At 62.9% G+C, this 26,140-nt stretch carries 27 protein-coding genes and 1 pseudogene; 12 read left to right on the forward strand and 16 right to left on the reverse strand.

Translation table 11 applies throughout. The features are described from left to right. Nucleotides 1-26: 26 nt before the first annotated feature. A complete protein-coding gene (locus tag C8J46_RS06975; protein ID WP_132736682.1) occupies nt 27-257 on the reverse strand; it encodes a hypothetical protein in 231 nt (76 codons plus the stop codon). 332 nt (nt 258-589) lie between these two features. On the opposite strand from C8J46_RS06975, the pseudogene C8J46_RS06980 reads away from it, so the two are divergent. From C8J46_RS06980 to C8J46_RS06995, 4 genes and pseudogenes are all read left to right on the forward strand, one after another. Beyond that, nucleotides 590-1,763: pseudogene (locus C8J46_RS06980) on the forward strand (zinc-dependent alcohol dehydrogenase). Between the two features lie 80 nt (nt 1,764-1,843). After that, the gene (locus C8J46_RS21085) at nt 1,844-2,308 is read left to right on the forward strand and encodes a hypothetical protein (RefSeq protein ID WP_207894119.1); all 465 of its coding nucleotides are present in this window, start codon (nt 1,844-1,846) and stop codon (nt 2,306-2,308) included. 84 nt (nt 2,309-2,392) lie between these two features. Further along, nucleotides 2,393-2,896 (forward strand): ferritin-like domain-containing protein, encoded by a 504-nt coding sequence (locus C8J46_RS06990; RefSeq protein WP_132736685.1) that lies wholly within the window; start codon nt 2,393-2,395, stop codon nt 2,894-2,896. Nucleotides 2,897-2,965: 69 nt separating this feature from the next. Continuing rightward, nucleotides 2,966-3,157, forward strand: a complete 192-nt coding sequence (locus tag C8J46_RS06995; protein WP_132736688.1) for a hypothetical protein — start codon at nt 2,966-2,968, stop codon at nt 3,155-3,157. Between the two features lie 176 nt (nt 3,158-3,333). On the opposite strand, the gene C8J46_RS07000 is transcribed toward C8J46_RS06995, so the two are convergent. The 5 genes from C8J46_RS07000 to C8J46_RS07015 form a co-directional block, all read right to left on the reverse strand. Then, a complete protein-coding gene (locus C8J46_RS07000; protein ID WP_132736691.1) occupies nt 3,334-4,356 on the reverse strand; it encodes an acetamidase/formamidase family protein in 1,023 nt (340 codons plus the stop codon). A 329-nt stretch (nt 4,357-4,685) separates the two neighbouring features. Further along, complete coding sequence (locus tag C8J46_RS20750) at nt 4,686-4,895, reverse strand: hypothetical protein (protein WP_165886476.1); 210 nt, start codon at nt 4,893-4,895, stop codon at nt 4,686-4,688. 161 nt (nt 4,896-5,056) lie between these two features. After that, complete coding sequence (locus C8J46_RS07005) at nt 5,057-7,234, reverse strand: molybdopterin cofactor-binding domain-containing protein (RefSeq protein ID WP_243643248.1); 2,178 nt, start codon at nt 7,232-7,234, stop codon at nt 5,057-5,059. A 41-nt stretch (nt 7,235-7,275) separates the two neighbouring features. Then, on the reverse strand, nt 7,276-7,767 hold the full coding sequence (locus tag C8J46_RS07010; protein ID WP_132736696.1) for a (2Fe-2S)-binding protein: 492 nt from the start codon (nt 7,765-7,767) through the stop codon (nt 7,276-7,278). Then, nucleotides 7,764-8,990: a cytochrome c gene (locus tag C8J46_RS07015; protein WP_165886477.1), complete on the reverse strand. Its 1,227-nt coding sequence runs from the start codon at nt 8,988-8,990 to the stop codon at nt 7,764-7,766. The genes C8J46_RS07010 and C8J46_RS07015 overlap by 4 nt, the downstream gene beginning before the upstream one ends. On the opposite strand from C8J46_RS07015, the gene C8J46_RS20755 reads away from it, so the two are divergent. Together C8J46_RS20755 and C8J46_RS07020 are read left to right on the forward strand one after the other, a co-directional pair. Further along, complete coding sequence (locus C8J46_RS20755; protein WP_165886478.1) at nt 8,974-9,387, forward strand: hypothetical protein; 414 nt, start codon at nt 8,974-8,976, stop codon at nt 9,385-9,387. The two genes, C8J46_RS07015 and C8J46_RS20755, sit on opposite strands and share 17 nt — an antisense overlap. A gap of 85 nt (nt 9,388-9,472) precedes the next feature. Then, nucleotides 9,473-10,135, forward strand: a complete 663-nt coding sequence (locus C8J46_RS07020; protein ID WP_132736702.1) for a Fe2+-dependent dioxygenase — start codon at nt 9,473-9,475, stop codon at nt 10,133-10,135. 25 nt (nt 10,136-10,160) lie between these two features. Here C8J46_RS07020 and asd read toward each other — a convergent pair whose 3' ends face one another. Further along, nucleotides 10,161-11,012, reverse strand: coding sequence for an archaetidylserine decarboxylase (asd, locus tag C8J46_RS07025; protein WP_132736705.1), 852 nt, complete (start codon nt 11,010-11,012; stop codon nt 10,161-10,163). A gap of 133 nt (nt 11,013-11,145) precedes the next feature. On the opposite strand from asd, the gene C8J46_RS07030 reads away from it, so the two are divergent. Continuing rightward, nucleotides 11,146-11,484 carry an HNH endonuclease gene (locus C8J46_RS07030; RefSeq protein WP_132736948.1) on the forward strand — a complete coding sequence of 113 codons (339 nt, stop codon included), beginning with the start codon at nt 11,146-11,148 and terminating at the stop codon, nt 11,482-11,484. 112 nt (nt 11,485-11,596) lie between these two features. Here the strand turns inward: C8J46_RS07030 and C8J46_RS07035 are convergent, their stop codons facing one another. From C8J46_RS07035 to C8J46_RS07050, 4 genes are all read right to left on the reverse strand, one after another. Next, nucleotides 11,597-12,115, reverse strand: a complete 519-nt coding sequence (locus tag C8J46_RS07035; protein ID WP_132736708.1) for a general stress protein — start codon at nt 12,113-12,115, stop codon at nt 11,597-11,599. Between the two features lie 113 nt (nt 12,116-12,228). Next, nucleotides 12,229-12,732, reverse strand: coding sequence for a TIGR02594 family protein (locus C8J46_RS07040; RefSeq protein ID WP_132736711.1), 504 nt, complete (start codon nt 12,730-12,732; stop codon nt 12,229-12,231). Nucleotides 12,733-13,061: 329 nt separating this feature from the next. After that, nucleotides 13,062-13,298, reverse strand: coding sequence for a hypothetical protein (locus C8J46_RS07045; protein ID WP_132736714.1), 237 nt, complete (start codon nt 13,296-13,298; stop codon nt 13,062-13,064). Between the two features lie 116 nt (nt 13,299-13,414). Next, nucleotides 13,415-13,684, reverse strand: a complete 270-nt coding sequence (locus tag C8J46_RS07050) for a GlsB/YeaQ/YmgE family stress response membrane protein (RefSeq protein WP_093400148.1) — start codon at nt 13,682-13,684, stop codon at nt 13,415-13,417. Between the two features lie 170 nt (nt 13,685-13,854). Between C8J46_RS07050 and C8J46_RS07055 the strand changes: the two genes are divergently transcribed. After that, entirely contained in the window at nt 13,855-15,333 is a 1,479-nt protein-coding gene (locus tag C8J46_RS07055) for a helix-turn-helix transcriptional regulator (RefSeq protein WP_132736717.1), read from the forward strand. 72 nt (nt 15,334-15,405) lie between these two features. Here C8J46_RS07055 and C8J46_RS07060 read toward each other — a convergent pair whose 3' ends face one another. The 3 genes from C8J46_RS07060 to C8J46_RS21180 form a co-directional block, all read right to left on the reverse strand. Continuing rightward, nucleotides 15,406-16,182, reverse strand: coding sequence for a metallophosphoesterase family protein (locus C8J46_RS07060; protein WP_243643249.1), 777 nt, complete (start codon nt 16,180-16,182; stop codon nt 15,406-15,408). Further along, a complete protein-coding gene (locus tag C8J46_RS07065) occupies nt 16,179-16,931 on the reverse strand; it encodes a hypothetical protein (RefSeq protein WP_132736722.1) in 753 nt (250 codons plus the stop codon). The genes C8J46_RS07060 and C8J46_RS07065 overlap by 4 nt, the downstream gene beginning before the upstream one ends. A 397-nt stretch (nt 16,932-17,328) precedes the next feature. Then, nucleotides 17,329-18,714, reverse strand: a complete 1,386-nt coding sequence (locus tag C8J46_RS21180) for a bifunctional diguanylate cyclase/phosphodiesterase (protein ID WP_243643250.1) — start codon at nt 18,712-18,714, stop codon at nt 17,329-17,331. Nucleotides 18,715-18,723: 9 nt separating this feature from the next. On the opposite strand from C8J46_RS21180, the gene C8J46_RS21185 reads away from it, so the two are divergent. Together C8J46_RS21185 and C8J46_RS07075 are read left to right on the forward strand one after the other, a co-directional pair. Further along, on the forward strand, nt 18,724-19,215 hold the full coding sequence (locus C8J46_RS21185; protein ID WP_243643251.1) for a hypothetical protein: 492 nt from the start codon (nt 18,724-18,726) through the stop codon (nt 19,213-19,215). Between the two features lie 535 nt (nt 19,216-19,750). Next, entirely contained in the window at nt 19,751-20,317 is a 567-nt protein-coding gene (locus C8J46_RS07075) for an energy transducer TonB (protein WP_132736728.1), read from the forward strand. Nucleotides 20,318-21,032: 715 nt separating this feature from the next. Here C8J46_RS07075 and C8J46_RS07080 read toward each other — a convergent pair. Next, nucleotides 21,033-21,569 carry an alkaline phosphatase D family protein gene (locus tag C8J46_RS07080; protein WP_132736731.1) on the reverse strand — a complete coding sequence of 179 codons (537 nt, stop codon included), beginning with the start codon at nt 21,567-21,569 and terminating at the stop codon, nt 21,033-21,035. A 200-nt stretch (nt 21,570-21,769) separates the two neighbouring features. Here C8J46_RS07080 and C8J46_RS07085 point away from each other — a divergent pair, with 200 nt between their 5' ends. Next, nucleotides 21,770-22,264, forward strand: a complete 495-nt coding sequence (locus C8J46_RS07085; RefSeq protein ID WP_132736733.1) for a TonB-dependent receptor — start codon at nt 21,770-21,772, stop codon at nt 22,262-22,264. Nucleotides 22,265-22,517: 253 nt separating this feature from the next. On the opposite strand, the gene rlmJ is transcribed toward C8J46_RS07085, so the two are convergent. Further along, entirely contained in the window at nt 22,518-23,348 is an 831-nt protein-coding gene (gene rlmJ, locus C8J46_RS07090; RefSeq protein ID WP_132736736.1) for a 23S rRNA (adenine(2030)-N(6))-methyltransferase RlmJ, read from the reverse strand. A gap of 1,568 nt (nt 23,349-24,916) precedes the next feature. On the opposite strand from rlmJ, the gene C8J46_RS07095 reads away from it, so the two are divergent. Further along, on the forward strand, nt 24,917-26,134 hold the full coding sequence (locus C8J46_RS07095; protein ID WP_132736739.1) for an MFS transporter: 1,218 nt from the start codon (nt 24,917-24,919) through the stop codon (nt 26,132-26,134). The last annotated feature ends 6 nt before the right edge of the window (nt 26,135-26,140 follow it).

Genomic DNA, 26,140 nt, shown 5'->3' on the forward strand with positions numbered 1-26,140 from the left:
TGCCCACAGGGTCGTAGCCCCTGCATTCAGAACGATGTCCGCAGAACCGACGTTGTCGCGAGGCCGCTCCATCGTGCGCCCGCCGCCGCCGCACTGGCGATATCGTGGCAGTAGAACGACATGAGCGGCGTGCGGTAGAGCCCTGACGGTCCAGGCTGCAAATCGACGCCAGCTTGTGCAAACTCAACAATGCCTTCCTCGGCAAGAAGAGCAATCGATCGCAGCGCCATCGCAACGGAACCGACATTCGCGAACAATCTATTGCGGCAAGTTATTACGATCCATGGATTTTAGTCATTCGATCGCGCTTTCGTTCAAACCGATCAATACTGATGCCAATCAGCACAAAATATAAAAAGGCAGATATTGGTGCTCGCTAGGAACGATGATGGCGTCAGGTTCGCTATACTCCCCAGGATACGCTGACGCTGACTGTCGCGACGTAGAGGCGTGGCAGTCGAAGGTTCACGCGACATTGCACAAGGTTGGTGATGGTCTGGCGGCATCTGCGCCATTGCCGACTCATCCCTGTCGAGATGCCGTGCCAAGCGTGAGTACTATACTATAATTCTATGACGGAGACATTCTGATGCGCGCACTGGTTTGGCATGGAAAAGGCGATGTTCGGGTCGATACTGTTGCGGATCCCGAGATCAAGCATCCCCGCGATGCAATCATCAAGGTTACGGCCTGCGCGATCTGCGGGTCCGACCTTCATCTGCTCGATGGATATCAGCCGACGATGCAGGCGGGCGATATTCTCGGCCACGAGAACATGGGCGTCGTCGTCGCACTGGGGCTCCGAAGTTACCAATCTGAAGATTGGCGACCGCGTCGTCGTGCCGTTCACGATCAGTTGCGGTGATTGCTTCTTCTGTCGCAAGGGGCTGTTCTCGGCCTGCGAGCGGACCAATCCGAACTCGGAGATGGCGATCAAGGCGATGGGCCATTCGCCCGCCGGCCTGTTCGGGTTCAGCCACATGCTGGGCGGCTATTGCGGCGGCCAGGCCGAGTATCTGCGCGTGCCGATGGCCGATATCGGCCCGATCAAGGTGCCCGACAGCGTCACCGACGAGCAGGCGCTGTTCCTCTCCGACATCTTCCCGACCGGCTACATGGCCGCCGAGAATGCGCAGATCGAGCCTGGCGATACCGTGGCGATCTGGGGCTGTGGTCCGGTCGGCCAGTTTGCGATTCGCTCGGCGCTGATGTTGGGCGCGGGCCGCGTGATCGCGATCGATGAGGTGTCCGAGCGTCTCGCCATGGCCGAGGCCGGCGGTGCGGAGACGATCAACTTCGCCGAAGTCGACAGCGTCTATGACGAACTCCAGTTCCGCACCAAGGGTCGCGGTCCGGACAGCTGCATCGATGCAGTCGGTGCCGAGGCGTCGGGTCATGGCGCGATGGACGCGGTGATCGACAAGGTGAAGGCGGCGACCTTCCTCGCGACCGACCGCGTGCACGTCCTGCGCGAGGCCATCATGAGCTGCCGGATGGGTGGCACGATCTCTATCCCCGGCGTCTATGTCGGGATGGGTGACAAGATCCCGATCGGCGCGATGATGAACAAGGGCCTGACGATCAAGACCGGCCAGACGCACGTCCAGGCCTATACCAAGCCGCTGCTCGCGCGGATCGAGGCAGGCGATATCGACCCGAGCTTCGTCGTGACGCACCCAGCCAGCCTCGAGGATGCGCCCGAGATGTACCAGAAGTTCCGCGACAAGCAGGACGGCGTCATCAAGGTCGTGCTGCGGCCGTGACCTCTTCCCGACCCGGTCCGCTCCTGTCGAGCGGATCGGGTCGGTCTGTTTCGATCCGCTCCCTTCAGAAGGACGTACCGATGAGTGACAAGGTTCAGACCCCCGTTCCCGGCAATTCGGCAAGCAAGGGCGCACCGGACGGCGTCTCGGACGCTCCCCGCGGCAAGGATGGCGCAGACGTCCATGGCCGCAGCGAAGGCGGCGAAAGCGGCGGCGGGTCCTACCCCAACCCGCACGCCGGCAAGACCGAGACGAACACCGGTTTCATGGCGCATGGCGGCCAGACCGACATCGCCTATCACGGCGGCGGCCACGCTGGAGAAGACGGCGGCAGCGCGCCGAACGGCGTTGCAGGCTCGGGCGGCGGTGATGGTACGACGATCGCTGCCGACCCGGATGCCGACCGCGAACCCCATCCGATCGCTACCGAAGGTCGCATGGTCGAGGTGGTCGAGACGTCGGGCATCGCCGAAGCCGAGGCCAGCGGCAAGATCGGCACCGATGCCCGGTACGAGGACGAGCAGAAGCAGCCCGGCGCCGGCTGAGGCCACCGCGCTTCGATGAGCATTTCCCGCAATTCAAAACCAGCCGCCGCGCATGCCGCCCGGCGGCAGTCCAAGGACGATTCCATGTCTGCACCCGAAGATCTCCAGGAAATCTACACCGACGAACTGAAGGACCTGTGGTCCGCCAACGACCAGATGAAGAAGGTCCTGAAGAAGATCACGTCGAAGGCGAGCGACGCTTCGCTGAAGGACATGCTGACCAAGTCGCAAGCGGATATCGAGAAGCATACCGATCTGCTGAAGGACCTGATCGCGTCGAACGACAAGAAGGTCTCGAAGGAGCATTGTAAGGGCATGGAAGGCCTTGTCGCTGAAGCCACCAAGCATATGCTTGAGGAAGGTCCGGAGAAGGGTCCGCTGCTCGATGTGATGATCATCGCGCAGTATCAGCGGATGACGCATTACGGGATAGCCGGGTTCGGCACGGCTACGGCTTACGCCAAGGCACTGGGCCTCAAGGACGACCACAAGAAACTCAGTGCTGCCACCAAGGACATCTATGGTGGCGACGAATATATGACCAAGCTCGCCGAGACGACCGTCAACATCGACGCCGAAGACGAATAAGATCCTCCGCCCGCCGGCATGATCCCGGCGGGCGATGACCGATCCACATAGACGATGGAAGCGACGAGGATGACGACCTACCCATTGAGCGAACCAGCTACGATCCATGATGCGGAACCGTCCGATGACACGACATCAAAGGCGGTCGGACAGGGTACGCTGGAAGAGTGCATTGCTATCGTTGCCGACTATTCGACAGATAGGCAAAGATCGGTTTTTATCCAAATGGATGATATCGACTTAAGATTTGATCCGAAATAAATAATAGACCTATTGCAGTTTATGAGGGATGAAACACCAGGTCTTTCAAACATTGAAATTGCTGAGGTTAGAGACTCATGCCTTTCGCCGCAGCAGAGTGGCGCATACTAGGCGTGGTTAGAGTACCGACAAGCGGCATGGGAGGCGGATAGATCGACGATGGAAAGCCACGGCATCTAGCGTTTCGTGAACAGTGCTTTGGGCAGAACGACGTGGACGCCCTTGTTGCGGTCGACGAGTTCGGTGATCTCGACATCGCCCGCGACGCTGATCAGCATGTACGCATCGTCGCGCGTCATGCCTTTTTCCGCGACGAGGAAATCGATCATGTTGCGCAGTGCCTTGCGGGTCGCATGGCTGAGATCGTCGTCGAAGCCCATCGCGATATAGGCCTTGGGCGTCTCGGCGCGCGGATAGGTGATTGCCGCCTTCTTGTGCAGCACGAACTCGAACGTACCGGTCAACGAGGTTTCCAGTGCAGTGATATCGACCTCGCCATTGCCCTGTGCGGCATGGCCGTCGCCGACCTGGAACAGCGCACCGGGGGCGTAGACGGGGAGGAACAAGGTCGTTCCGGCGACGAGCGCCTTGTCATCCATGTTGCCACCGTTGATCGTCGGCGGCGCGCTGTCGTAGCGGCCGAACGCCGGCGGTGGCGCGACCCCCATGCTGCCGAAGAACGGCGCCAGCGGCACTTCGACGCCGGGCGCGAACAGGCCGACCATGCGCTTGGTGTCGAGCGGGACGATCTTCATGCGCGCATAGGGAAAATCATCGGTCAGGAACCCCGCCCCGTACCGGAACGCATTATAGGCATAGGGTATCGCCAGATCGACTTTCCGGATGCGCACTTCCAGCATGTCGCCGGGTTCCGCGCCCGCGATCGCGATCGGTCCGGTCAGGATATGGCCGCCGGGGCCGCGTGCGCTGGCCGGGACGCCGTCATAGACGGCACGCAGCGCCGGTTCGATCTGCGCGGGCGCGACGCCGGCCTTTTCCAGACCTGCCGGACTGTTGGTCAGCAACGTATGGATCACCACCGTGTCGCCCGACCGGATCGTCAGCACAGGCTTGTCGGTCGCATCGTAATGCCCCCAGGCGACCGTCTGCGGAGTCGCCTTCAGTTCGTAGGTCGCAGCGCCCGCCGGCGCCGCCGTAGCGACTAAAGCAACCAAGGCAGTATGGATCAGGTGGCGCATCGTCATCCTTTCAATAAGCCAAAGCGCAGTTGCGGGCGCGCATCTCGCCCGCCAACGTCATTGACGCGGGCTGCACCGCCGATGCGATGCTCGACGCAATTCCAGCCGCAGCAATCCGCGCAGGCCCTAAGCCCATGCCCCTAGCTAGTAGCAATGCGTCCTCTGGTGAGGCTGCAACGCAAGATCGACGACGCATGATGGACGCTCCCAGTGCTAGTGGGCGATCTTCGCTAGCACCGCGAGCAAGGACAAGAGGCTAATGCGTGCAGCGTCCACGCGGGCCATTTTCACCGAAGGTGACCCGTCGCGATAGATCGGAAAATACTCTTTCAGTCGCGCGGAGCACGGGCGATCACGCCCTGAGCGACACGAAGACGGGCCTTCCATATCTTAACCGACGGATGCCCGGACGCCAGGCCGGCAAGCCGCCCTTCAATCTGAGCGACCTCTCGCTTGGCTGCATCAAGTTCGGTGGCTGTTGGTGCAGGCTGGATATTAGCCCGCGCATGCGCACCGGTGCGCCCCTTGCTCTTAGTCATGGACGAGGCGATGGTCTGAGATGCTGGCCGTCGTCAATGAGGGAATAGTATCGGCGCGGCCGCGGCTGGCGACACGAGGCGCCGCTTTCCGACATTCACCCTCGCTTCCCCGCCTTTCACTTCAGCCGTTCATGCAACGCTGTCCAACGCACCCAAGGGGCTTAAGCCTGCGTTGGCAGCCGGCCTGTCAACGGCATACTTCTCAGACGTTTCCCGGTCGCTGAAGCGAGAGCGTTCGCCAGTGCGGCCGCGGTCGGCCCCTGGGCGCACTCACCGGTACCGAGGAACGGCGTGCCCGGCCGATCGACAACCTCGACGGTCACGCTGCGTGGTACATCGGCAAACCGGAGTATCGGATAGGTGCTCCAGTCATAGTCGGTCCGGCGCGTACCGTCATGCCCCGCCGCTTCGAACGCGGTCCAACTCAGCGACTGGACGATCCCGCCCTCGACCTGATTGCGGATACCGTCCGGGTTGACGGCCTCGCCGCTGTCCACGGCAGCGACGGCGCGGTGGACGATAAGCCGACCCTCGTCGGGGATATGCTCGACGTCCAGCGCGACTGCGCAATAGGCCCCGTGGTTCTTGTAGCGCGCAAAGGCAAAGCCTCGTCCGCGATTGGGTGTAGCGCGGTATCGCGCCCAGCCAAACCGCGCTGCGGCTCGTCGGATCACGGCGGTCGCCCGCGGATCGTCCAGATGGGCCAGCCGGAACGCAACCGGATCGCGTCCCGCCGCCGTCGCGAGCTCGTCCATGAAGCTTTCGAGTGCGAAAATGTTCAGGTGTGCGCCAAGACCCCGCAGCGCCGAGACTCGCACCGGCATGTCGGGCAGGAAATGACTGACGATGGTCTGGTTGGGAAAGCGATAAAGTGGAATGGCGTTGCGGTCGCCGCCGCCATTGGGCTGCGGGATGGGTTTCGGCGGTGTCGGTTTGAACGGCGGTATGATTTCGGCGCCGGCGAGAAGGTCGCCCGCTGCGACCGGGCGCGTGCTGTGCGTATTGCTCCACACCTGATGTCGCCAATCGACGATCCGTCCCGACGCATCGAGCGTTGCGTCGACCTGCGCGAGCATCGCCGGCCCAAGCGGTTCCCAACCATGCTCCTGCTCGCGGCTCCACTGCAGCCGGACGGGCACGCCGGGCATAGCGCGAGCGATCAGTGCTGCGTCCCCGGCGACATCATCCGCACCGTTATGCCCGTAGCACCCTGCCCCCTCGCGGTGGACGCACCGGACGCGGTCGGCGGGGATCGCGAGCAGTTCGGCGATCGCCTGCCGCAGCGGCTCGACGCCTTGGCTGTGCGTCCACACCGTCAGTCGATCCTCGGCAAACAGCGCTACCGCACAGGACGGCCCGATCGCGCCATGCATCAGATAGGGCCTGTCATAGCGCGCAGACAGTCGCTGGACGCCGCGCGCGCCGGGATCGTCGCGGCGGTTGTCGATCACCTGGCTTTCCCGCCGCATCGTCAGCAACCCGGCTGGCATAGGCGGCAGCGTCGGTACTGCCGGGTCGCGTACCCAGCGGGCGCGACTGGCGATCCGCAGCGCCTGTTCTAGGGGCCATTCGCGCGGTCCGACGATCGCGGCGAAACGCCCGGCCTGCACGACCCTGGCGACACCCGGCTGCCGGCGCAGCGCGGCGATGTCGGGCGTCAGTTGCGTGCCCGATGATGGTCCCCGCAGGACACGCGCATGCATCATGCCGGGCAGCCGCATGTCGTGCACATAGCTCGGCAAACCGGTCAGCTTCGCAGGCAGGTCGACGCGCGGTATCGCCCGTCCGATCAACCGCCGCGCCGCCCGGCGCTTGCGCGGTACGTCTGCGCGTGCGCGGACCGCCAGCGAGGTCGATGCAGCCAACTCCGCATAGGTTGCGCGCTTGCCCTGTCCGTCGAGCACGGCACCGTCGCGCGTGAAAAGCGATGTCACGGGCACGCTCCACTGCGTCGCGGCCGCTTCCGCCAGCAGCAGCCGGACATTGGCGGCGGCGTTGGCGATCGCGGTGCCGCTCTGTTCGAGCGTCTGACTGCCCGCGGTCACGCCCTCGTTCGGGGTCAGGCCGGTGTCCGCGGTGATGAGGTCGATCCGCTCGATCGCGACGTCGAGTTCGTCGGCGGCAAGCTGCGCCATCGCTGTCTTTACGCCGGTGCCGAGTTCGACCTTGCCCGTGAACACCGTCACGCGACCGTCCGGTGCGATCCGGATCCAGGCGTCGAGATCGGGGAACTTCGCCAATGTCCCCGGCAGGTCGGGCGCGATTGTCGGCGGTCCGCCGCTACCCTCGCCACCGCCGGTCTGCGCCAGCGCGGCAGCCGGCGCGAGCGAGAATGCCACCAGCAAGCCACCCAGCACGTCGCGACGTGACGCCTCCCCACTCACGTCACGGGTTCCGCGGCATCGACCACGCCGCCGCCGCGCATCACCGCTGCTCGTCGGACCGCGCGCAGGATCCGCATGTGCGTCCCACACCGACACAGCGAGGGTGCCATCGCCGTCCGCAGCTCATCCTCGGTCGGCGTCACCGTCGTGCGCAGCAGCGCTTCTGCACGCGCCATCATGCCGGGGATGCAATAGCCGCATTGCGCCGCCTGTTCGTGAAGAAAGGCGCACTGAACGTCACCTGGTTTTGCGGCCGTGCCCAGTCCCTCGACCGTTGTGACTTTTCGCGTCCCGATCGCGCCGACGGGAAGCAGGCATGAGAATACCGGCTTGTCATCGACCAGCACGGTGCACGCCCCACATTGCCCCAGCCCGCACCCGAACTTCGCGGCATGCAGCCCCAGATCGTCGCGCAGCACGTAGAGCAGCGGGGTCGCGGGATCGATATCGATGCGCGTCGTCGCGCCGTTGACGGTCAAGTCGATCATTCGCCCTCCTTGCGCGCCTTGGCGACGTCTCTTTCCAAATCCGTCCACGCCGGTCCGGTGCCGTGGCGCATTTGCAGATACGCAACGATCTCGGACACTTGCCGGTCGTCGAGAGCGTCGGCGAATGCCGGCATGTATGGCCCCCGCGGCGAGACTGGCGGAAGGAGACCCTTCAGGATTATCTGGATCGTGTCGCGCGGGTTGTCCTCGTGCAGCGGTGTGCCGAGCGGCAAGGCTGGACGCCCCGCAACCATCATCGCTGCGCCCGGCTCGTGGCATACCGCGCAGGCCCCTTCGTAGAGCCGCGCGCCGTCCGGATGACGCTGCGACGCCAAGGCGCGACGATCGGGCAGCGGCCGCGCGAACCGTGCAGCAGGCGCATCGCGCATCCGCCACGCATAATAGGTCGCGAGCGCGCGGACATCGGCCGGCGCTGCACGGGCCAGATTATAGGTTACCGATCCCATCGGCCCCGCCGCAGCGGCATGCGCAGTACTTAGCCCGGTACGGAGATAGGCCTCGAGCCGCTCGACCGTCCATGCCCGTACCGCAGGCGAGTGCGCGTTGATCGGGGGCGCATACCAGCCACCCGACCACCCGCCGTCATACGCCTGCGCGCCGCGCTTCTCCTGCTGCAACAGGCCACGCGGACTGTGGCAGGCGGTGCAATGCGCCAGCGTTTCACCGATATAGCGCCCCCGGTTCCAGGCGGTCGATTGGCGGGGATAGGTCGTAATCGGCTCTTGTCGGAAGAACAGCAGCTTCCACCCGGCAAGCAATGGCCGAAATCCAAGCGGCGGAATCATCGTGTTGGCGGGTGGAACCGACCGCACGGCCGGTCGGGTCATCAGGAATGCGTACAGGGCGCTAAGGTCGCCGTCCGTCACATTCGCATAATGGGTGTAGGGAAAGGCCGGGTACAGATGGCTGCCGTCACGCCCGACGCCCTCACGCATCGCGCGTCGGAACGCTGCCGATGACCAGGCGCCAATCCCGGTCGCGGGATCGGGTGTGATGTTACTGCCGTAGATCGTTCCGAACGGCGTCTTGACCGGATACCCGCCTGCATAGGGACGCCCGCCCGCCGACTGGTGGCAACTGACGCAATTGCCCAATCGCGCAACATTGGCGCCCTGCGCAACGAGCGCCGGCTCAAATACACGAGGATCGGGCCGCATCACGGTCGCGATCGCTGGCCGGTACGCGATGATCGCGAAGACCACGACGCAGACACACAACGCCGCGACGGCCGAGATGACTCTGCGCGTGATCCCGGACCGGGTCATCCTGGTGTATGTCCGGCGATCAGCGTTCGCCCTCGCCTTCGCCGCTCTCGTTTTCGCCGCCCTCAGATTCGCCTTCGCCGCGCTGACCGGCATGGTGTTGTGCGGCACGCGCGCGACGGGGATTGCGGACGACATGGCGCGATTTGGTCGAGCGCACGACGTGGCGACCCTCGCCTTCGCCCTCTCCCTCGCCGCGCTCGTTCTCGCCGCCTTCACCGACCTGATCGACCGACGGCGCCAGGGGTTTGGCTGCTGCTTCGGACAGGATCGCCTGGCCCGACTGCGCGACGACAAAGGCACCGACGCCCATCCACAATTTCGTACGGATACCTAATTCCTTACTTGCCAACGCGTTGGCCGCATGGGCTTGGACTGATAGGGGACCCGCCCGACGTCATGCCGATGCCACGAGAACCCTAATGTTGATCATGATTGCCAACGTTCTGGACGCCGACAATCTCCGGTCGTTGCGAGATAATCTCGGCAAGACGCGCTATGTCGATGGGCGCCGGACTGCCGGTCGCGAAGCCCGCCCGGTCAAGCGCAACGAGCAAGTCGACCGTGCCGACCCGTTGCTGGCCGACATGCAGGACTTGGTGGTTGATCGGTTGCTCGCGAACCCGTTGTTCCGGATGGCGACACGACCGCACGTGGTTCGCCCTCCCTTATTCAGCCGCTACGAACCCGGCATGGCGTATGGCAGCCATGTCGATGACGCGATCATGGGTGGCATGCGGACCGACGTTTCAGTCACGATCTTCCTGTCCGACCCCGATACGTACGAAGGCGGCGAACTGGTGATCGAGTCTGCGGCGGGCGAACAGGATGTGAAACTGGCGGCGGGCGATGCGGTCGTCTATCCAACGAACGCGCTTCACCGCGTCGCCCCGGTGATATCCGGCGAAAGACTGGCCGCCGTCACCTGGGTACGCAGCCTGATCCGCGATGCGGATGCGCGCGAACTGTTGTTCGATCTGGAAACGGCGCGGCACGCGTTGTTTGATCGCCTCGGTAAAACGCCCGAGCTGGATCTGTTGGCGAAAACCCAGTCCAACCTGCTCAGGCGTTGGGCCGAAGATTGAGACTGACTTTTCTCGGTCTCGAGGATCAAACCGGGCCGTCACCCATGCGCTCGCCGAGCCGCACAGGCCGCGCCGGCACCCAGCTTTCATCAAAGGCGATCTTGCCCTGCTGAAATAGCATCACGATGGTCGAGCCAAGCAGGAAGCGCCCCATTTCCTCGCCCTGTTCGAGGGCAATCTCCTGATCGGCATAGCGCCATTCCGTCGGCGTGCCGGTACGCCTGGCATTGACGATGCCGTGCCATACGGTCGCCATGCTGCCGACGATGGTGGCGCCGACCAGCACCATGACGAATGTGCCATGCTCCGGACTCTCGAATACGCACACGAGGCGCTCATTTCGCGCGAACAGGTTGGGCACACCTTGCGCCGTGACGGGGTTCACCGAAAACAGACTGCCTGGAATGTAGCGCATACGGGTCAATCGGCCGGCGCACGGCATGTGGAGACGGTGATAGTCACGCGGCGACAGATAAAGGTTCGCGAAGCTGCCATGACGGAACGCCGCTGCTAACACGGCGTCGCCGCCGATCAGTTCGGTCGTGGTGAACCGATGTCCCTTGGCCTGCACGATGTGATGATCGTCGATCGCACCGACCTGGCTGATCGCGCCGTCTACCGGGCAGACGAAGTCAGCATGGGCCAGCGGCCGAATGCCCTTCCTCAAAGGCCGCGAGAAGAAGTCGTTGAAGCTTGCGTAGCTGGCAATGTCGGGGTTTTCGGCCTCGCTCATATCGACCCCGTATCTGTCGACGAACCAGCGGATCAGCCGGGTCGTCATAGCACCGCCCCGCGCGCGGGCGATCCTACCGGCCAGAAGGGTCAGGCGCTGCTTTGGCAGGGCATATTGCAGCAGGACGGTAAAGCGATCGGACATCTTGAACCCTCGAGTATCGGCCGGCGGAGGTAACGGTCGATGTCCGCTAAGTGAGCGTCTCATCAAGCATATTCTCGAAAGCCCCCAGCCAGCGCGCCCTCGAATATGAACGGGAAATCCTCATATGGCGAGCATGGGTGGTCGCGTGAAAAGGATAGCCGGGCTCGCGGAGGCTGCCGCGATAGCCGCAGCAGAGCAAGAAGATGAGGACTGTGCGTTATGCGGGCGGCCGCTCGGGCAACGCGTGGAGCGACATCATGTTGTTCCCAAGAGCGAGGGTGGCACACAGACCGTGCCGGTACATCCCATCTGCCACCGTACCATCCATGCCTTTGTGACGAATCGCGAGCTGGCCTCAGCCTATGCGACGATGGATAAGTTGCGCGAGCGCAATGATATACGGCAATATCTTCGATGGATCGCTGGCAAGCCGCCTGACTTCCGCGCACCTACACGGCGACGCAATGCGTAACGGCGCCCCGTGACGGACGTTCGCGTCCGTCATGGGGCCTTCGAACTTAGGCCTTTTGATCGGGCATTACTTAGTGATTGGGGGGCGCCTGTGCCCCCCAGAACGCTGGCAATTACGCCGCGGCCACCTTGGTACGCGTAGAGGTATGACCGCCGGCGCGATGCAGGATCTCGGCTGCATCCTCGGGGGTCACCGCGGCAGCGCTAGTATCGACGGACACGAACACGCCACCCTCGTTAATCCGCCCTTCGTAATAGCTGGCATCGACGCGGCTGACACCGTGATCGGTCATCACTTTCTCAAGCCCCCCGATGGCACCACCGAGGGCTGCTCCGGTTATCGCAGCACCAGGGATCGCCGCCGATGCGATCGCGCCAGCGGCAACCAGGGGACCAACCCCAGGGATGGCAAGCGCCGCAATGCCGAGCAGCGTCCCGATGCCAGCGCCGGCCGCAACCTTACCAGCGAACTCCTGCGTGTCGCCGTTGCCGTCGGTAGTCGCGGTCTTGCCATCGTGCTGAGCGACGATGGAAATGGCGCGATCGTCGACGCCGGCATTGCGAAGCTCCAATACCGCGCGCTCTGCCTCGGCGTGAGTATCGAAAACGGCGGATATGAGGGTCGTGCTCATTATGATTCCTATCGATGGCTCAGAGTGCAGATGCTCATAGAAGCGGTGTCGACAGACGATCGTTCCAGATATTGAAGGTTACCGCCGCGGTAACCGAGAATAGACTCTCGCGATCAGGCTTCGTCGGTCGAGATCGGCTTGCGCGCGGCCATCTGCACGGGCTTGCCGATGACTGGGCGACCGGGTGGCCACCGCCGCGCGATGCACCGATCCTTTGCGACCCTCGCGACAGTGACTGCATCGCCCTGATTACCGCCAAGGATATGATACGCATCGGCGTCCTCGCCGACATAGAAGCCGACGTGACCACCGCCCGGACGCGCGAACACCAGCACCGCGCCCGGTGCCAGCCGTTCCGGACGAAGCGCCTGCCCCCATGCCGACCACGACGTTGCGCGAACCGCGATTGCTACCGGCTCGATACCGTCTTCCTGGAGGCAATAGGCGACGAATACGCCGCACCACGGAACGCTATCGGCGTTGTAGACCATGCCCAGCACTTTCGTGCCGAGCCGCTTTGCCCAGCCTAGAATAGTAGCGCTGTTCGCTGAACCGGCAGCCTCTGTTGTGCCCAACTTCGCCCTAGCCGTCTTCAGCCACTTCGGCTCTGTTGCCACAACGCTTACTCCTTACACCGACGCAAGCCGAACTGCCCGCGGTCGCGCTTGAACGCGCGGCGCTAGACCATCCGTTCCATCAGCGGCCGCATCGTCGCCACAACCGCACTGATCATGGGCGCGCCGATCATCACGCCATTCGGCGCATCAGTGCCGCGTCCGGCTGGCATCAGCCACAGCGTTCAGGCAGTCTGCCAGCACTTCCCATTGCCGGTATTGCTCCGGCCGCCCGGGAGGCGTCTTCTGCATACCCGACGCTACGATCTCGCACGCGCCCATCTGTCCGTGATCGGCCATCAAGGCGAAGGCCTGTTCCCACGCGTTCTGCATCAAACGGACAACCAGTCGGACTCAGCATCGTCGACCGCGGCGAACATGTCGCCCTCGGCCTGCATGGCGCTGAGATGCTTCCGCACCGCTTCGGGATCCCCATTTCGGGGGAAGCGGCGGTCGGCGAGTGCGGCCACAGAGAGTTGACCGACAAGATCGCTTCGGTCCTTCTGCGTCACAAGCCACTCGCCGAACGCCGGTTTCGGCTCCTGCTGGTCGTCATCGTGATCGGTCATTTGGCGTCCTTCAAATCATTGGCCCACCAATCGCATCAGATCGGTGTTCTTGCAATGTTCTTACGTACCGATCTGGATGTGGGAGGGCGACGCCGGCGCGACGCCCTCCCGTTCGCTCAGCGAACCGTACCGCGACGAAACATGTTGACGATCGCGAGCAGGATCACCGCGCCGACCAGCGAGATTAGGATCGACTGGATGTTGAGCGCGCCGTCCATGATCGAAGCGCCACCGATGAGCGGCGTGATCAGGAAGCCGGCAAGCAACGCGCCGACGATGCCGACGACGACGTTGAGGAAGACGCCCTGCTGCGCGTCGGTCCGCATGATCATGCTGGCGACCCAGCCGATGAGTCCGCCGACGACGAGAAGGATAATGAGGTTCATGATGAGGCTCCTGTTCGATATTGGTACAAATGCTTAACGGTCGCGGCGCCCGATCCGTTCAGTTCGCGCGGTTTTCGGCAAATTCGAAATTGGTGCGCAAGTACCGGGGCCATTGGTATATTAATGCCGGTGCGATTGGAACCAGGAGCCCTCCACGGCGCTGAACCGGGATGACCAAGATGCCCGCGAAACCGCTGCACGCCCCCACCCTGCACCATCTCGAACAGCTCATGACCGGGCTGCTCGAGGGTGTGATCCTGATGGATCCAACCGGGATCATCCTGAGCGCCAACCCGGCCGCGCTGAAGATGCACGGGGTGCGCGCGGTCGAGGATCTCGGGCAGACCGCGGATGAGTATGCCACGCGGTTCCGGCTACGCTACCGGGATCACCGCAAGCTGCCACGGCGGGACTATCCGCTGATGCGGCTGCTCGCAGGCGAGAGCTTTCCCGATCTGATCGTCGAGGTCGCGCCGGTCGACGCCGACGAGCCGCGCTGGGTCCACCAGGTCCGCGACATCGTCATGGACGAGGATGGCGGCGAACCCGATTGCCTGGGCCTCGTCATCAACGACGTCTCCGAACGGTTCGACGCGGAGGACCGGTTCGAGGCGATGTTCCACGCCAACCCCGCCCCCGCGCTGATCATCCGCGTCGCCGACCAGCGCTATGTGCTGGTCAACCAGGGTTTCCTCGACCTATCGGGCTATGCGCGCGACCAGATCGTCGGCAAGACGTTGTTCGATTTCGACTTCCTGGCCGAGGTCGACCGCAAGGCGTTCGTCAAGGAATGTATCGCGGCGGGCAAGACGATCCCGCAGCTCGAAGCCGAACTGCCGCTTGCCGGCGGCGAGACGACGCTGGTCATCCTTGCGGGGCAACCGATCGAGGTCGCCAACCAGGACTGCCTGTTGTTCACCTTCGCCGATCTCGAACCACGGCGGCGCGCGGAACATGCGCTGAAGGCAAGCGAACGCCACTTCGCCTCGGTGTTCGAGATGGCGCCGGTCGCGATGGTCGTGACCGAAGGCGACGACAACCGCATCGTCCAGGTCAACGCGGCGTTCAAGGCGCTGACCGGCTACACCGACCACGCGGTGATCGGCCGCATCGCCGACGACCTGCAACTCTGGAACGATGCCGCGCAGCGCCAGCAACTCGAAACCGAGATCGGCGAGCATGGCGGCTTCCGTAGTCGCGACGTGCAACTGCTGCACAAGGCTGGCGAGGCGCTCGACTGCCTTGTGTCCGCCGAACGGATCAGCGTCGACGGAACGCCGTGCGTGCTGTGGCTATATCAGGACATCTCGGCCCGACGACGCGACGAGTTGGAACTGGTCGAGGCGATCGACACGGTGATGAAGGACGCCAACTGGCTCAGCCGGTCGATCATGGATAAGCTGGCGACCTTGCGGAACCCGCGCGGCGCGACCGGGTCCGCGGCCCCCACGGCCGATCTCAGCAAGCGCGAGCGCGAGGTGCTGGAGCTGATCTGCCAGGACCTCGACGACGCGGCGATCTCGGAACGGCTCGGCCTATCGCGCAACACGGTCCGCAACCATGTCGCACGGCTTTACGCGAAGATCGGCGTCAACCGGCGCAGCGCCGCGATCGTCTGGGCGCACGAACGCGGCGTCGGCCCCTCATAAGGTGCACGACGTGGAAGATGCGGTTTGAGATGCGGTGCCGACAGTTCGGGCCTCATACTGCCGAGCAGGTCCTCAATCCGCATCGCTCACCGACAAGAACGTCACGGTCCCGTTCTCAAGCTTTACGCAGGTAAGGACGCCGGTTTCATAGGCCCCGGTATCGATGCCGATCCGATTGGCGCGGTGTTCGGGACTGCTGCTCGTCCAGGTATGCCCATGGACCACGATCTTCTCATGGCGGTTCGGCGAACCGAGAAACTCGTCCCTGATCCACAACAGGTCGGCTTCGGATTGCTCCGCAAGCGGCATACCCGGCACGATACCGGCATGTACAAAGGCGTAGTCGCCAACCGTCAACATCAGGTCGAGCTGTTCCAGGAAGTGCAGATGGGCGACCGGCAAGCGTTCAAGCAGATCGTCGCGCGCGCGCAGATGCTCTAAGACGTCGGCCGTGGCGCACGGTGGTTCGACCCCATAGGACTGTAACGTTTCCACGCCCCCGAACCGCATCCAGTCGCGCGCTTGCTCCGGATCTCGAACATAGTCGAGCATCACAGCCTCGTGATTGCCCTTGAGAAAGCGCACATCATACGGAGCGTAACGCTTGAGCCAGCAAAGCGCGTCGAGGACGCGCGCGGAGTCGGGGCCGCGATCGACATAGTCGCCACAAAAAATCAGGGTTGGCGCGGCCGTATCGCTTCGCGATGCAACGTCTTGAGCAATCTTCGTTAGCAACGAACGCAGCAGTTCGTAGCAGCCGTGGATGTCACCAATCGCATATATGATTTGGCCGTCGACGCTGCCGATGACGGGAGGCGTGCCCGGAGACGGAATAGCTGCCGATGTCACCAATCATTCCCCGTCGATCGCCGCTCTTCAATGAGATCGAGAAGCTGCAGCCGCAAGTCGCGGTAGCGGTCCAGAGTAGCGTCCGGGCGGTCAGATGCGCGTCGCTGCAAATTGGTCCAGCGCCTTTGAACGCGCGCCAAAGCCTCGCTATCGACGCCGGCACGACGCGCCGCTTCATAGGTCGTGAGGAGCTGACGATGCGCCGCCAACAGGCTTGGGCGCATGCACCATGCACGCTCATCGTCTGGCAGATCATCACAATTGTCAGCCGACCGAAGCGGGCGCCGGACATTGTCGGATCGAGCGCCCAACCCGGATCGCTCGACTTGAACCTCGGTTTTGCGAGGGGCGGGCAATGTCTTAGAAGTCGATGCGACCACCGTCGGCGGAGAGACCGATGACGCCGACGTCGTATCTGCAGACGCCTGTATCGGATCAGGAAGGGTTACTGGCGGACGCGGGACAAGAGCGGTCTTACGCACGGTTGAGGTTTTTTGCGCCACTGTCGTAGGCCGAGTGGGAGACACGTCGCCTACGAATAGCGCCAGCCCCGCCGATGCGCCCGCCAGCACAAGTACGCCAATGCCGATGACCGCCGGCATCACCCCCCGCCGCCGCCGCGTCTTCACGATCTTGACGATGCTGGTCGATCGCGGCGTGTCGCGTCGGTCGGTGAAAATTGCGTCGAGATCGCGCGCCACGCCGCTCCGTCGCGTCGCGAATACCGATTCCCGGGTTTCGTGCTCCATTGTTTCACCCTCGGTATCGATGTGTCGGTCGGCGGCGTATTGCCGCGGCAATATGAACGGCGGGCTAATCGCGACCTTGCCGCCGTCAAGGGCCGACGCGATTGCGCAAACGCTTCGACAGGCTACTCGTGATGAACATCATACCGGCTATGGCGAACGACCCACCCCAGATGACCAACACGATGATGAGTGCGATTTTCAGCATTCCCAGTCTCCTAAACGAGGAGACTATCCAAATCGTTCGGCACACCGTCTGAACATAATTGTTATGCGAAGTTCATGATCGTCAATCTGGTTGCGTTCCGCCAGCGCGCCGAACGTCGTCGCTGGGTGGACCCGAGGTGACACACGCGCAGGGGGACAGGCACGGGTGGGCGCGCATGCGGTCCCGCCGATGCTAGCCGCGAACTGCGGCGCTGCCCGTTGGCCCTTGTCCCCCGTGGACGCGTTGGTCCGCCAAGATGAATGGTACCGTTGCAGCGGGACCGGCCTTTCCGAACAGATAGCCTTGTCCGTAGTCACATCCGCGGTCGAGCAGGTAGCGCGCCTGAACATTGGTCTCGATACCCTCCGCCACGACCTCCATGCCCAATTTGTGACCAAGCCCGACGACCGCGTCGATGATCGCGGCATCGTCGGGATCCGTATCCAGATTGCTGACGAAGCTGCGGTCGATCTTGATGATGTCGACGGGAAAAGCTTTGAGATGGGTAAGCGATGCGTACCCCGTGCCGAAATCGTCGAGTGCGATCTTCACGCCTTCACGACTGAAGACGTTCAGCGCCTCCGCGACGGAGTCCGCGCCGCGACCGAGAAATACCGTTTCGGTGACCTCGAGCTCGAGACGCGCGGTCGCTATGCCCGAGCGGTGCAGGCGCTCCAGAATTCGTGAAACGAGGGATTCGTGGCGGAACTCGGCGGGCGAAAGGTTGACCGCGATGCGCCCGAACTCAACGCCGTCGTCGAGCCAGCGACGCATGTCCTGGATGATTTGGGCGAACATCCGTTCGCTGATACCGGTGGCCAGATCGAGATCCTCGAATGCGGCGGCGATGGTTCCGGGCGCTTGCACACCCAGCGTCGGGTGATGCCAGCGCAGGAGCGCCTCGAAACCACAAACGGCGTCGTCCTTCAGCGAGACCTTCGGCTGGTAATAGGGCATGATCCGGTTATCCCGAGCGGCATCGCGGGCAACGCTGATCATCGAGGACCGTCGCTGGAGGTCGGCGCGCATCGCCGCTCGGAAGGGCAGAAACCCACCACGGTTGCGCTCCTTCCCCGCGTATAGCGCGATGTCGGCGGCCTTGAGCAAATCTGCGGCGCTGGCGCCATCTTGGGGGTACACCGATCCGCCCGCCGTAGCCTGGCAATCGACGATGCGCCCTTCATAGGTAAGCGGCTCACGGAGCGCATCGAGCGCGGTCTGGACCTCGACGACGAGGGTGTCCTCGTCGGCCCGTTCGAGAATGACGGCGAATTCGTCGCCGCCAAGCCTGCCGATGGCACCGCGCTTGCCAAAAAAAGTCGTCAGCCGGTCGGCCAGGGTCTGCAGAAGCAGGTCGCCGGCGTCGTGCCCGATCGTGTCGTTGGTTTCCTTCAGATGATCGACGTCGAACAACACCAGCGCAACATGCGTATGATCCCTCGCGGCAGTGGCGATGGCGCTCTCCAACCGCCCCACGAACGCCGTACGATTGGGCAGGCGCGTCATCCCGTCGTGCTCCGCCGTCCATCTGATCCGGTCTTCGACGTTTCGTTCCTCGGTCACGTCGCGCACCGTCACGAGAACGCGGTGCAGCCTGCCCAATGGGGCTTCGATCCGCCACCCGGCCGTCTTCATCCACCGCTCGGCACCCGTGTCGGCGCGCCGGATCCGGACCATCGTCTCGAACCGGTGTCCGCTATGGCCGGCTCGAACCGCGCCGATCAACGTCAGCAGCTTGGGTCGGTCGTCTGGCACGACGCAGGACAACGCGGTATCGATGGACGGCGTGGCATCGATCGGCAGGCCCAGCATGGCCTTGAACTCGTCGGACCACTCGCGTCGGTCGTGCGATGCATTATAGTCCCAGATGCCAAGGCCAGCGGCCTGCGCCGCGAGGCGGAAGCGCTCTTCGCTGTCGCGCAGGGCCTGCTCCGCCAACTTGCGGTCATGAACGTCCTCCAGCGTCCCGTACCAGCGCACGACCCGACCTGCATTATCGAGCCGGGCCACCGCACGCGAACGGACCCATCGATATTCGGCGTTGCACGTCTTCAACCGATACTCGATGTCGATCGGTAGCTTGGTTCTGACCGACGTCCTCCAGGCCTTCGCCGTATCCGTCGCATCGTCGGGGTGAAGCCTTTTGAGCCACTGATCCCCCAAAGCGGCCGATGGTTCTGCGCCCGTCATCTCGGCCCACCGGGGGCTGACGCGTTCGATGCTCCCGTCCGGTGCCGCGGTCCAGTTGATCTGGGGACTAAGCGCCACGGCGTAACGCGCGTCTTCGTCATCCTCATCGAGGCTACCGGTCGACGACGGCTGACCGGCAACGCCCATCGCCGCTTCCTCCGCGGCAAGGACCGCTTCCGCGAAAGGATCTCCAGGTGCATCCCGGTCGTCATGGGACCGAAATTCTTGATGTCCGAGCTGATCCAACCCTCGCCCCTCCGATGCCGCGCATCGTCGCACGTGCCCCACTGATCGACGGTCACGCCTAACGAATGGTAACTGAACCAAAACGGGCGATAATTGCTCTAGTTGGGCGATACGGGTCGCGACAAATGGTGCATGATGTTAGTAGCCTTAGCCGCCTTGGTGAAGGAGGGGGACTATCATGCGAACCACATCAGTGACGTTTGCCGTATTGCTTCTAGCGGGATCTGCAACAGCACAAGAAACCCCGCAGGAGGTAACACGCCGGACCAACGGTGAAATCCAGTTCGCCAATTACCCGCGTGGATCACTTGCCCGTGGTGAACAGGGAACAGTAGGAATTGAGGTCACTACCGATAAGCAAGGTCGGCTACGATCATGTGCGGTATCTAAAAGCAGCGGTTTTCCGGCATTAGATGAAGCCACGTGCGACCTGCTCATTTCTCATCTCAAAATGAAACCATGGCTCGCGCCCAATGGCGGCGGGGTAGTAAAACGTCAGCAGGGACAAATCACTTGGGCACTGCCCAAAGACTACCAAGGCCCGATCGCCAAGCCTGCTGGACAGATAGCGCTCAAGACCAAATCAGCGGACCCTAACCGCAAAATTTGCCGTCCACAGACAACCACTGGATCGCTCATCGCAAGTACGCGAATTTGCCTGACGCGGGCGCAGTGGCAGCAGCAATACATCCATGCCCAAGAGGAGACTCAGGACATGCACTCAAAATTTCTACCGGGAGATTGAGAGGGGAAAGATCGCGGTTAACGAATGTCCGTTAACGGGAGCCCGGCTCGCCAGCTTGAACGTCCAAGCGTGAGCGTAAGCGGTATGGCGTTTCTGCGGAGGAAAAATTCCACATCACCCTCCATCGAAAAGCTCACTCTCCCGTTCATCGACTGTGCTCGAGCCTGATGTTGCTCGCGACCACATCCGACAAGCAGCGTGAAAAACGCAACGGGTAGGATAGCCTGACGGTCCATCCGATGATGGTAGCCACCTTAACGGTGTCCGCATTCGGGTATGCTACCACAGCTTTTGAATGGCTGCCTCAGGGCGGAACTGTCCCGCAAAGCGGAGCTGGCAAGACCCGCATTTCGACATTTACGCCGCCATTGCCGCTTCTCCAAACCAGACGCTTGTTTATCTTGCCACCGCCGCGCGGCAGAAACTAATCCCTTTCCATCCTTCGCGAGCTTGATAGCGTCGTGAACGTGCCCAATGATCGTATAGCGCTGCTAGCGTCCGTTCGGTCGACAATCATCCGCATATCGACGCGTAGCTTGTAGCGGTCAAAATCTAGCTTCGCCCAGCCTGCCTGCTCGACGTCAGCAAAACGAACATGCGGATTGTTGCGATCGATGTCGCCGAACCGGCCCAATGGCGACGACGCGACCGCGAGGGCCGAGGCAACAATTTCGCTTCCGATCCCCGAACCGCTGGGACCATCGAGATCATTGACCTAGCGGGAGTGCACGTCGCCACTCAGTACGATCGGATTACGCACGGCCAGGCGCGTCATTTCGTGCAGCATCCGGTTGCGGTTGGCGGCGTAGCCGTCCCACCGATCGCTGAAGGTCGATCGCCGCATCCCGTCGAGCCAAAGCGGCGCGAAAAACACTTGCTGCGCCACGAGCGACCAATAGCACCGCTCTCCGGCAAGCCACCCGGACAGCCACCTTTCCTGTCCCGTGCCCATGATCGTCCGCGCCGGTGCGGCGGCTTGCGCGCGCGCGTCAAGCCGCACGTTGCGTGCAACGCTCGGCGTGGCACATGGCGGCGTGCTACGGCATTGGCGGGTGTCGAGCACCGACAGCGACGCAATGTTGGCCCAATCCACCGCGCGGTACAGCTGCGGTTCGCGCCGTCCGCGCCAAAAACTCGGGCCGATCGGCAGATGTTCGAAATACGACCGGTACGCGACCGCGCGTCGCGGTGCCGTCGGTATCGGGATCGCAGTGATACCATCGCGCCGATCCATGAACACAGCGCTATCCATGACACGTGATCGGATCGTGACAATCGGCGCGCTGACGAGCGCTGGCGGGTTCAAGAGCGCGCGTCGCCAACGGCATCACGAGGACGTTCGGCACGCCGTTCATCAACGGCAAGATCGCCACCAAGGACTGGTTTCAGCTTCAGGTCGGTGCGACCCTCAGACTCGGGCGGCAGGAGTTCTTCGCCAATTATGCCAAGAACATGCGCGCTTATATCAGCTCGTTCCGAGGACCATTCGGTACCACGCAGGTCGGCGTCGAGATCGGCGCGACCTATCGGGTCGCCCGCCGGCTCTCGCTGATCGCGTCGTATTCTTATAACGACAGCATTTATGACGACGACACCGTCAACGGCACCGCGTTCGTGCCGACCAAGGGCGTCCGCATTGTCGACACGCCAGCACATCTCCCAAGAGGCGAGATCAATTACGACGACGGCATGTTCTTCGGCAACGTCGCCGGCGCCTTTACGTCGCGGCATAACGTTACTTACACCGACGACGTATCGGTGAACGGCTACACGCTGCTAAATGCCGCGGTCGACTATCGCTTCCCGGCGAACAGCGCGCTGGCCGGCGTCGAGATCCAGGTCAACGCGGTGAACCCGACCGACGCCTCCCTTGTCGCATCAACTGCCGTGACCCAGTTCCAGACGTTCAACCGCAATTTGCGCCTACGAACTCCGGACATCCGTTAATGGCGGCTCTACGCGTCGACAATAAGCCTTTGAAAGACAAGTAGTGGGACTTATTTCCCGTTCTCAGCATCTTCAGCAATCGACTGCTTTCAGGAGAAAACAGACCTCCCGGCGCCCCCCGGTGAACGCGAAGCACAAGTACCGATGGTCACTTGCCGACCTCCGACAACGGGCGGTCCTCGCGAAATGCCCAGCTTAAACTTACAGCGCCGCCACTCCTCCTTCGGGAGAAGGGTACGGCGCGGGTTTTCCGTCAACCCTCCAACCAATCACTTGTGATCTCGCCCCTATGCCCCTCCGGTGCCAGCACAGCGCGGAGGGCTTCCAGAAGAGGTGGCAGCGCCTGCATGAAGGCGTAGGGCGGGTTGACGATAAAAAGGCCAGCGCCATTATAGATGCCGGGCTGATCGTCATCGTACAACCAATGCTCCACCCCCAGCAATTTCGGGATGCCGAGCCGGCGCAACTGCGCCTTCCACTGCCAATGCGTGGCACGGTCTTTCAGCGGAAACCAGATCACCGTCACGCCATGCGCCCATTTGCGGTGAGCGGCGGCAAGGGTGGCTGTGATCCGTTCGCGCTCATCGAGTTGCTCGTATGGCGGGTCGACGACCACCACGCCGCGCGCAGTTCGGGGCGGCACCATCGCCAGCCAAAGTTCATAGGCGTCGCGCTCATGCACGGCAGCGGATGTGTCGCGCATTACGCCGCGCAGGGTATAGGCATCTGCGGGATGTTTTTCGTTCAGGATCAGGAAATCCTGTGGGCGCAGAAGCTGCGCCAGGATCCGCGGCGAGCCTGGGTAGACGTGCAGCTCGGCCCCGACGTTCACCGCCTGTACGACGGCACGGTAGTCGTCCAGCAACGGGTTCGGGTCGGCAAAGGCCCGCAGTACGCCCTGCGTGGACTCGCCGGTGCGTTGGGCGTCCTCGCCCTCAAGGTCGTACAACCCGCAGCCGGCATGCGTGTCGATCAGGGTCAGCGCGCCCGGTTTTTGCTGCAAGGCCCGCACGAGGGCGATCAATAGGCTGTGTTTTACGACATCGGCGCTGTTGCCGGCATGGAAGGAATGGCGATAATTCATTGCGACCCAAAATCCTGACGATCTACCTTTATCGTGCTGCTGGGCGCGGTTGCCAAGCGAGAGGCGACCGAAGCCGCCGATCGGGTGCCGATATAAAGTCGGACGGAAACCTTCAACGCACTTCGCGGCCGGTCGCTGAGTAAAGCCTGTAATCGCTCCGACCCGATCCGGTCTGCAAACGCCGATCCGACCGCGATGGCGAGGCACTGCGGCATCGCCTCCGCCTCGCTTACCTGCCTGTACGTGAAGCCGCTTTACGACAATGCGGAACTGCCGGCTGCGCCGGACCAGTTCCTTCGCCAATGAGCGAGACTACGACCGTGACAATCCGCCCTCAGTAAGAGCTGCCACGCCCCTACTCGCGATCGCTGCTGCGCCTCCGAATGGACGTGTGACTTGCACTACAGGATCGTTGGCTGCCACACCCGAACGCGGCCCGCGAGCCGCTTGAACGACGCCCGTTAACGTGGAGTCGGTACGTCACATAGGACATTGAGTGCCCCCAATCGACTCAACGCGCAGGAGGCTCAGTGCACCGGTGCAGATCAGGTTAGCCGGTCTCTGGTAGCGCCCCCCTGGTTTGTGGACACCGTCTGGCACACTGGTTGTGAGCGATGTTTCGTCATAACCTGTAGGGGTGCGGCAGCGCCGCGCAATGTCGGCTACCGCCATCTGCCTTCCCGTAAGCGTACAGTTCGCAATCCTTCCCTAGCAGCGCATAGAGGGGTCGAGAGCGGGTGTTCGAAGGTAGGGATACCGGCAAGCGACGAGCCGCCATCAACGCTTAGTCTCACGCGCCACGTTAGCCCCGGACACCGACGCATTCCCTCTCGCGCCAAGGCGAAAGTCAGGCGCGGCGCCCCGTTGCCTAACGCAACCAGCCTGTGACAATCGGCTCGGGTTTCGCTCGGAACCGCTCGAGCCTATAGACGCCGCATGACAAAGCCACCTCGCGAAACTAGCACCTCTAAGAAGCCACCTCTCAATGGTTGGCTCGGGATTGGCATTGTGCTTGTCACCATGACTATCTCGTTCTTCGTGGCGTATGCCTACTTGCTGTCGTAAATCCCGCTCGATCAGCCAGTCGCATACCGCGGTGTTCGAGCGCATGGGGAATGCGCCGTGAGCGATGCGCGCTGTTCTTCTTGATGGTGCGGTACATAGAACAGAGCTCGGCATACGTTAAACGCCAGCAGGTCGTTAGGACGTCGCAAATCGCCTATTCGTCGTACGATAAGGCGTCGGAGAAATCGGCGGCGTCGGTGTTGCGCCTGCGATCGGCAACGTCTTTTATCACGCCGACAAACGTATTCGCAGCCTCCCGATTATACTCGACCGGACGTTGCATTCGGCCGGGCTTGCTTGAACGGCGTCCGCGACCGATCGGTGCCCCGTTGATGAGTATAGCTCATCGCTCCATCAACGACGCGGCAAATTGTTCAAGCGATCAGACGGGCTATATTGCGAATTCGCCCCGCAGCCTCGTTGCGGTCGACAGCGCTCGAACGAAGACACGTGCCGTGCATGAACCGTGCGGACACCCCAATCCGACATAAGGACGTGCCGACATGGCCTCCCTCGTTGCTATTCCAGCGACTCGATTTGACGCGACAAAGGGCGACGCCAGGCCGGCACGCTGGAGCGCCGTGTATGCGATGGCGCTGTGCAGTTTCGTGCTCGTCGCGTCCGAATTCCTGCCGGTTAGCCTGTTGAGCCCGATCGCGGAGACACTGCGCCTAACCGAGGGACAGGCAGGACAGGCGATCGCGATCTCGGGGGTGTTCGCGGTCGTCACGAGCCTGTCTTTTTCGATACTGCTCGGAAGGATCGATCGACGACACGTCGTGCTAGCGCTGATCGCCATGTTGATCGTTTCGGGCGCGATGGTCGCGTTTGCGCCGAGCCATCTCATATTCATGACGGGTCGGGCGCTGCTGGGCATCGCGATCGGCGGTTTCTGGTCGATGTCGGCGGCGATTGCGATCCGGCTGGTCCCCGAGGAGTCGGTCGGCAAGGCGCTCGCGATCATGAGCGGCGGCACCGCGCTGGCGACCGCGCTCGCCGCCCCGATGGGCAGTTTCCTCGGCAGCCTGATCGGCTGGCGCGGCGCGTTCTTTTGCGTGGTGCCGGTCGCGGTCGGCGCGCTCGTCTGGCAGGCGAGCGCGTTGCCCAAGCTCCCCGTCGCAGAGCGGCAATCGGCACGCGCGATGCTCGGGTTGCTCCACAGCAAGGCGGTCCTGCTCGGACTGTTTGCCGTCGCCATGCTGTTCGTCGGCCAATTCGCGCTATTCACCTATCTACGGCCGTTCCTCGAACAGGTCACGCACGTCGGTGTGGTCATGCTCTCGGCCATGTTGCTGATCGTCGGCGCCTCCGGCTTCGTCGGGACCGTCGTGATCGGTCGGTTCATCGTCAAGCGCCTGTTCCTCACTCTTTGGCTGCTGCCCGTGGCGATGGCAGCGGTCGCGATCGGCCTAGCGCTGTTTGGCAGTTCTACCGTCGCAACCGCGCTCTTGCTCGCGGTATGGGGCTTTGCCGGAACCGCGGCGCCGGTCGGATGGTGGACCTGGCTCGCCCGGACCTTGCCCGAAGACGCCGAAGCGGGCGGCGGCCTGATGGTCGCGGTGGTCCAGCTGGCGATCACGCTTGGCGCGATCGTCGGCGGCGCGGTGTACGACACCGTCGGCGCCGTGCCCGAGTTTCTTAGCAGCGCGGCGTTGCTCGGCTTAGCGGCGATCGCCGCGTTCGCTGTCGCACGGCATGATCGCGCCAATGCCACTCTCTAATGAAAG

The organism is Sphingomonas sp. PP-F2F-A104-K0414 (assembly GCF_004340945.1).
In the GTDB taxonomy this organism is placed as follows: Bacteria; Pseudomonadota; Alphaproteobacteria; order Sphingomonadales; family Sphingomonadaceae; genus Sphingomonas.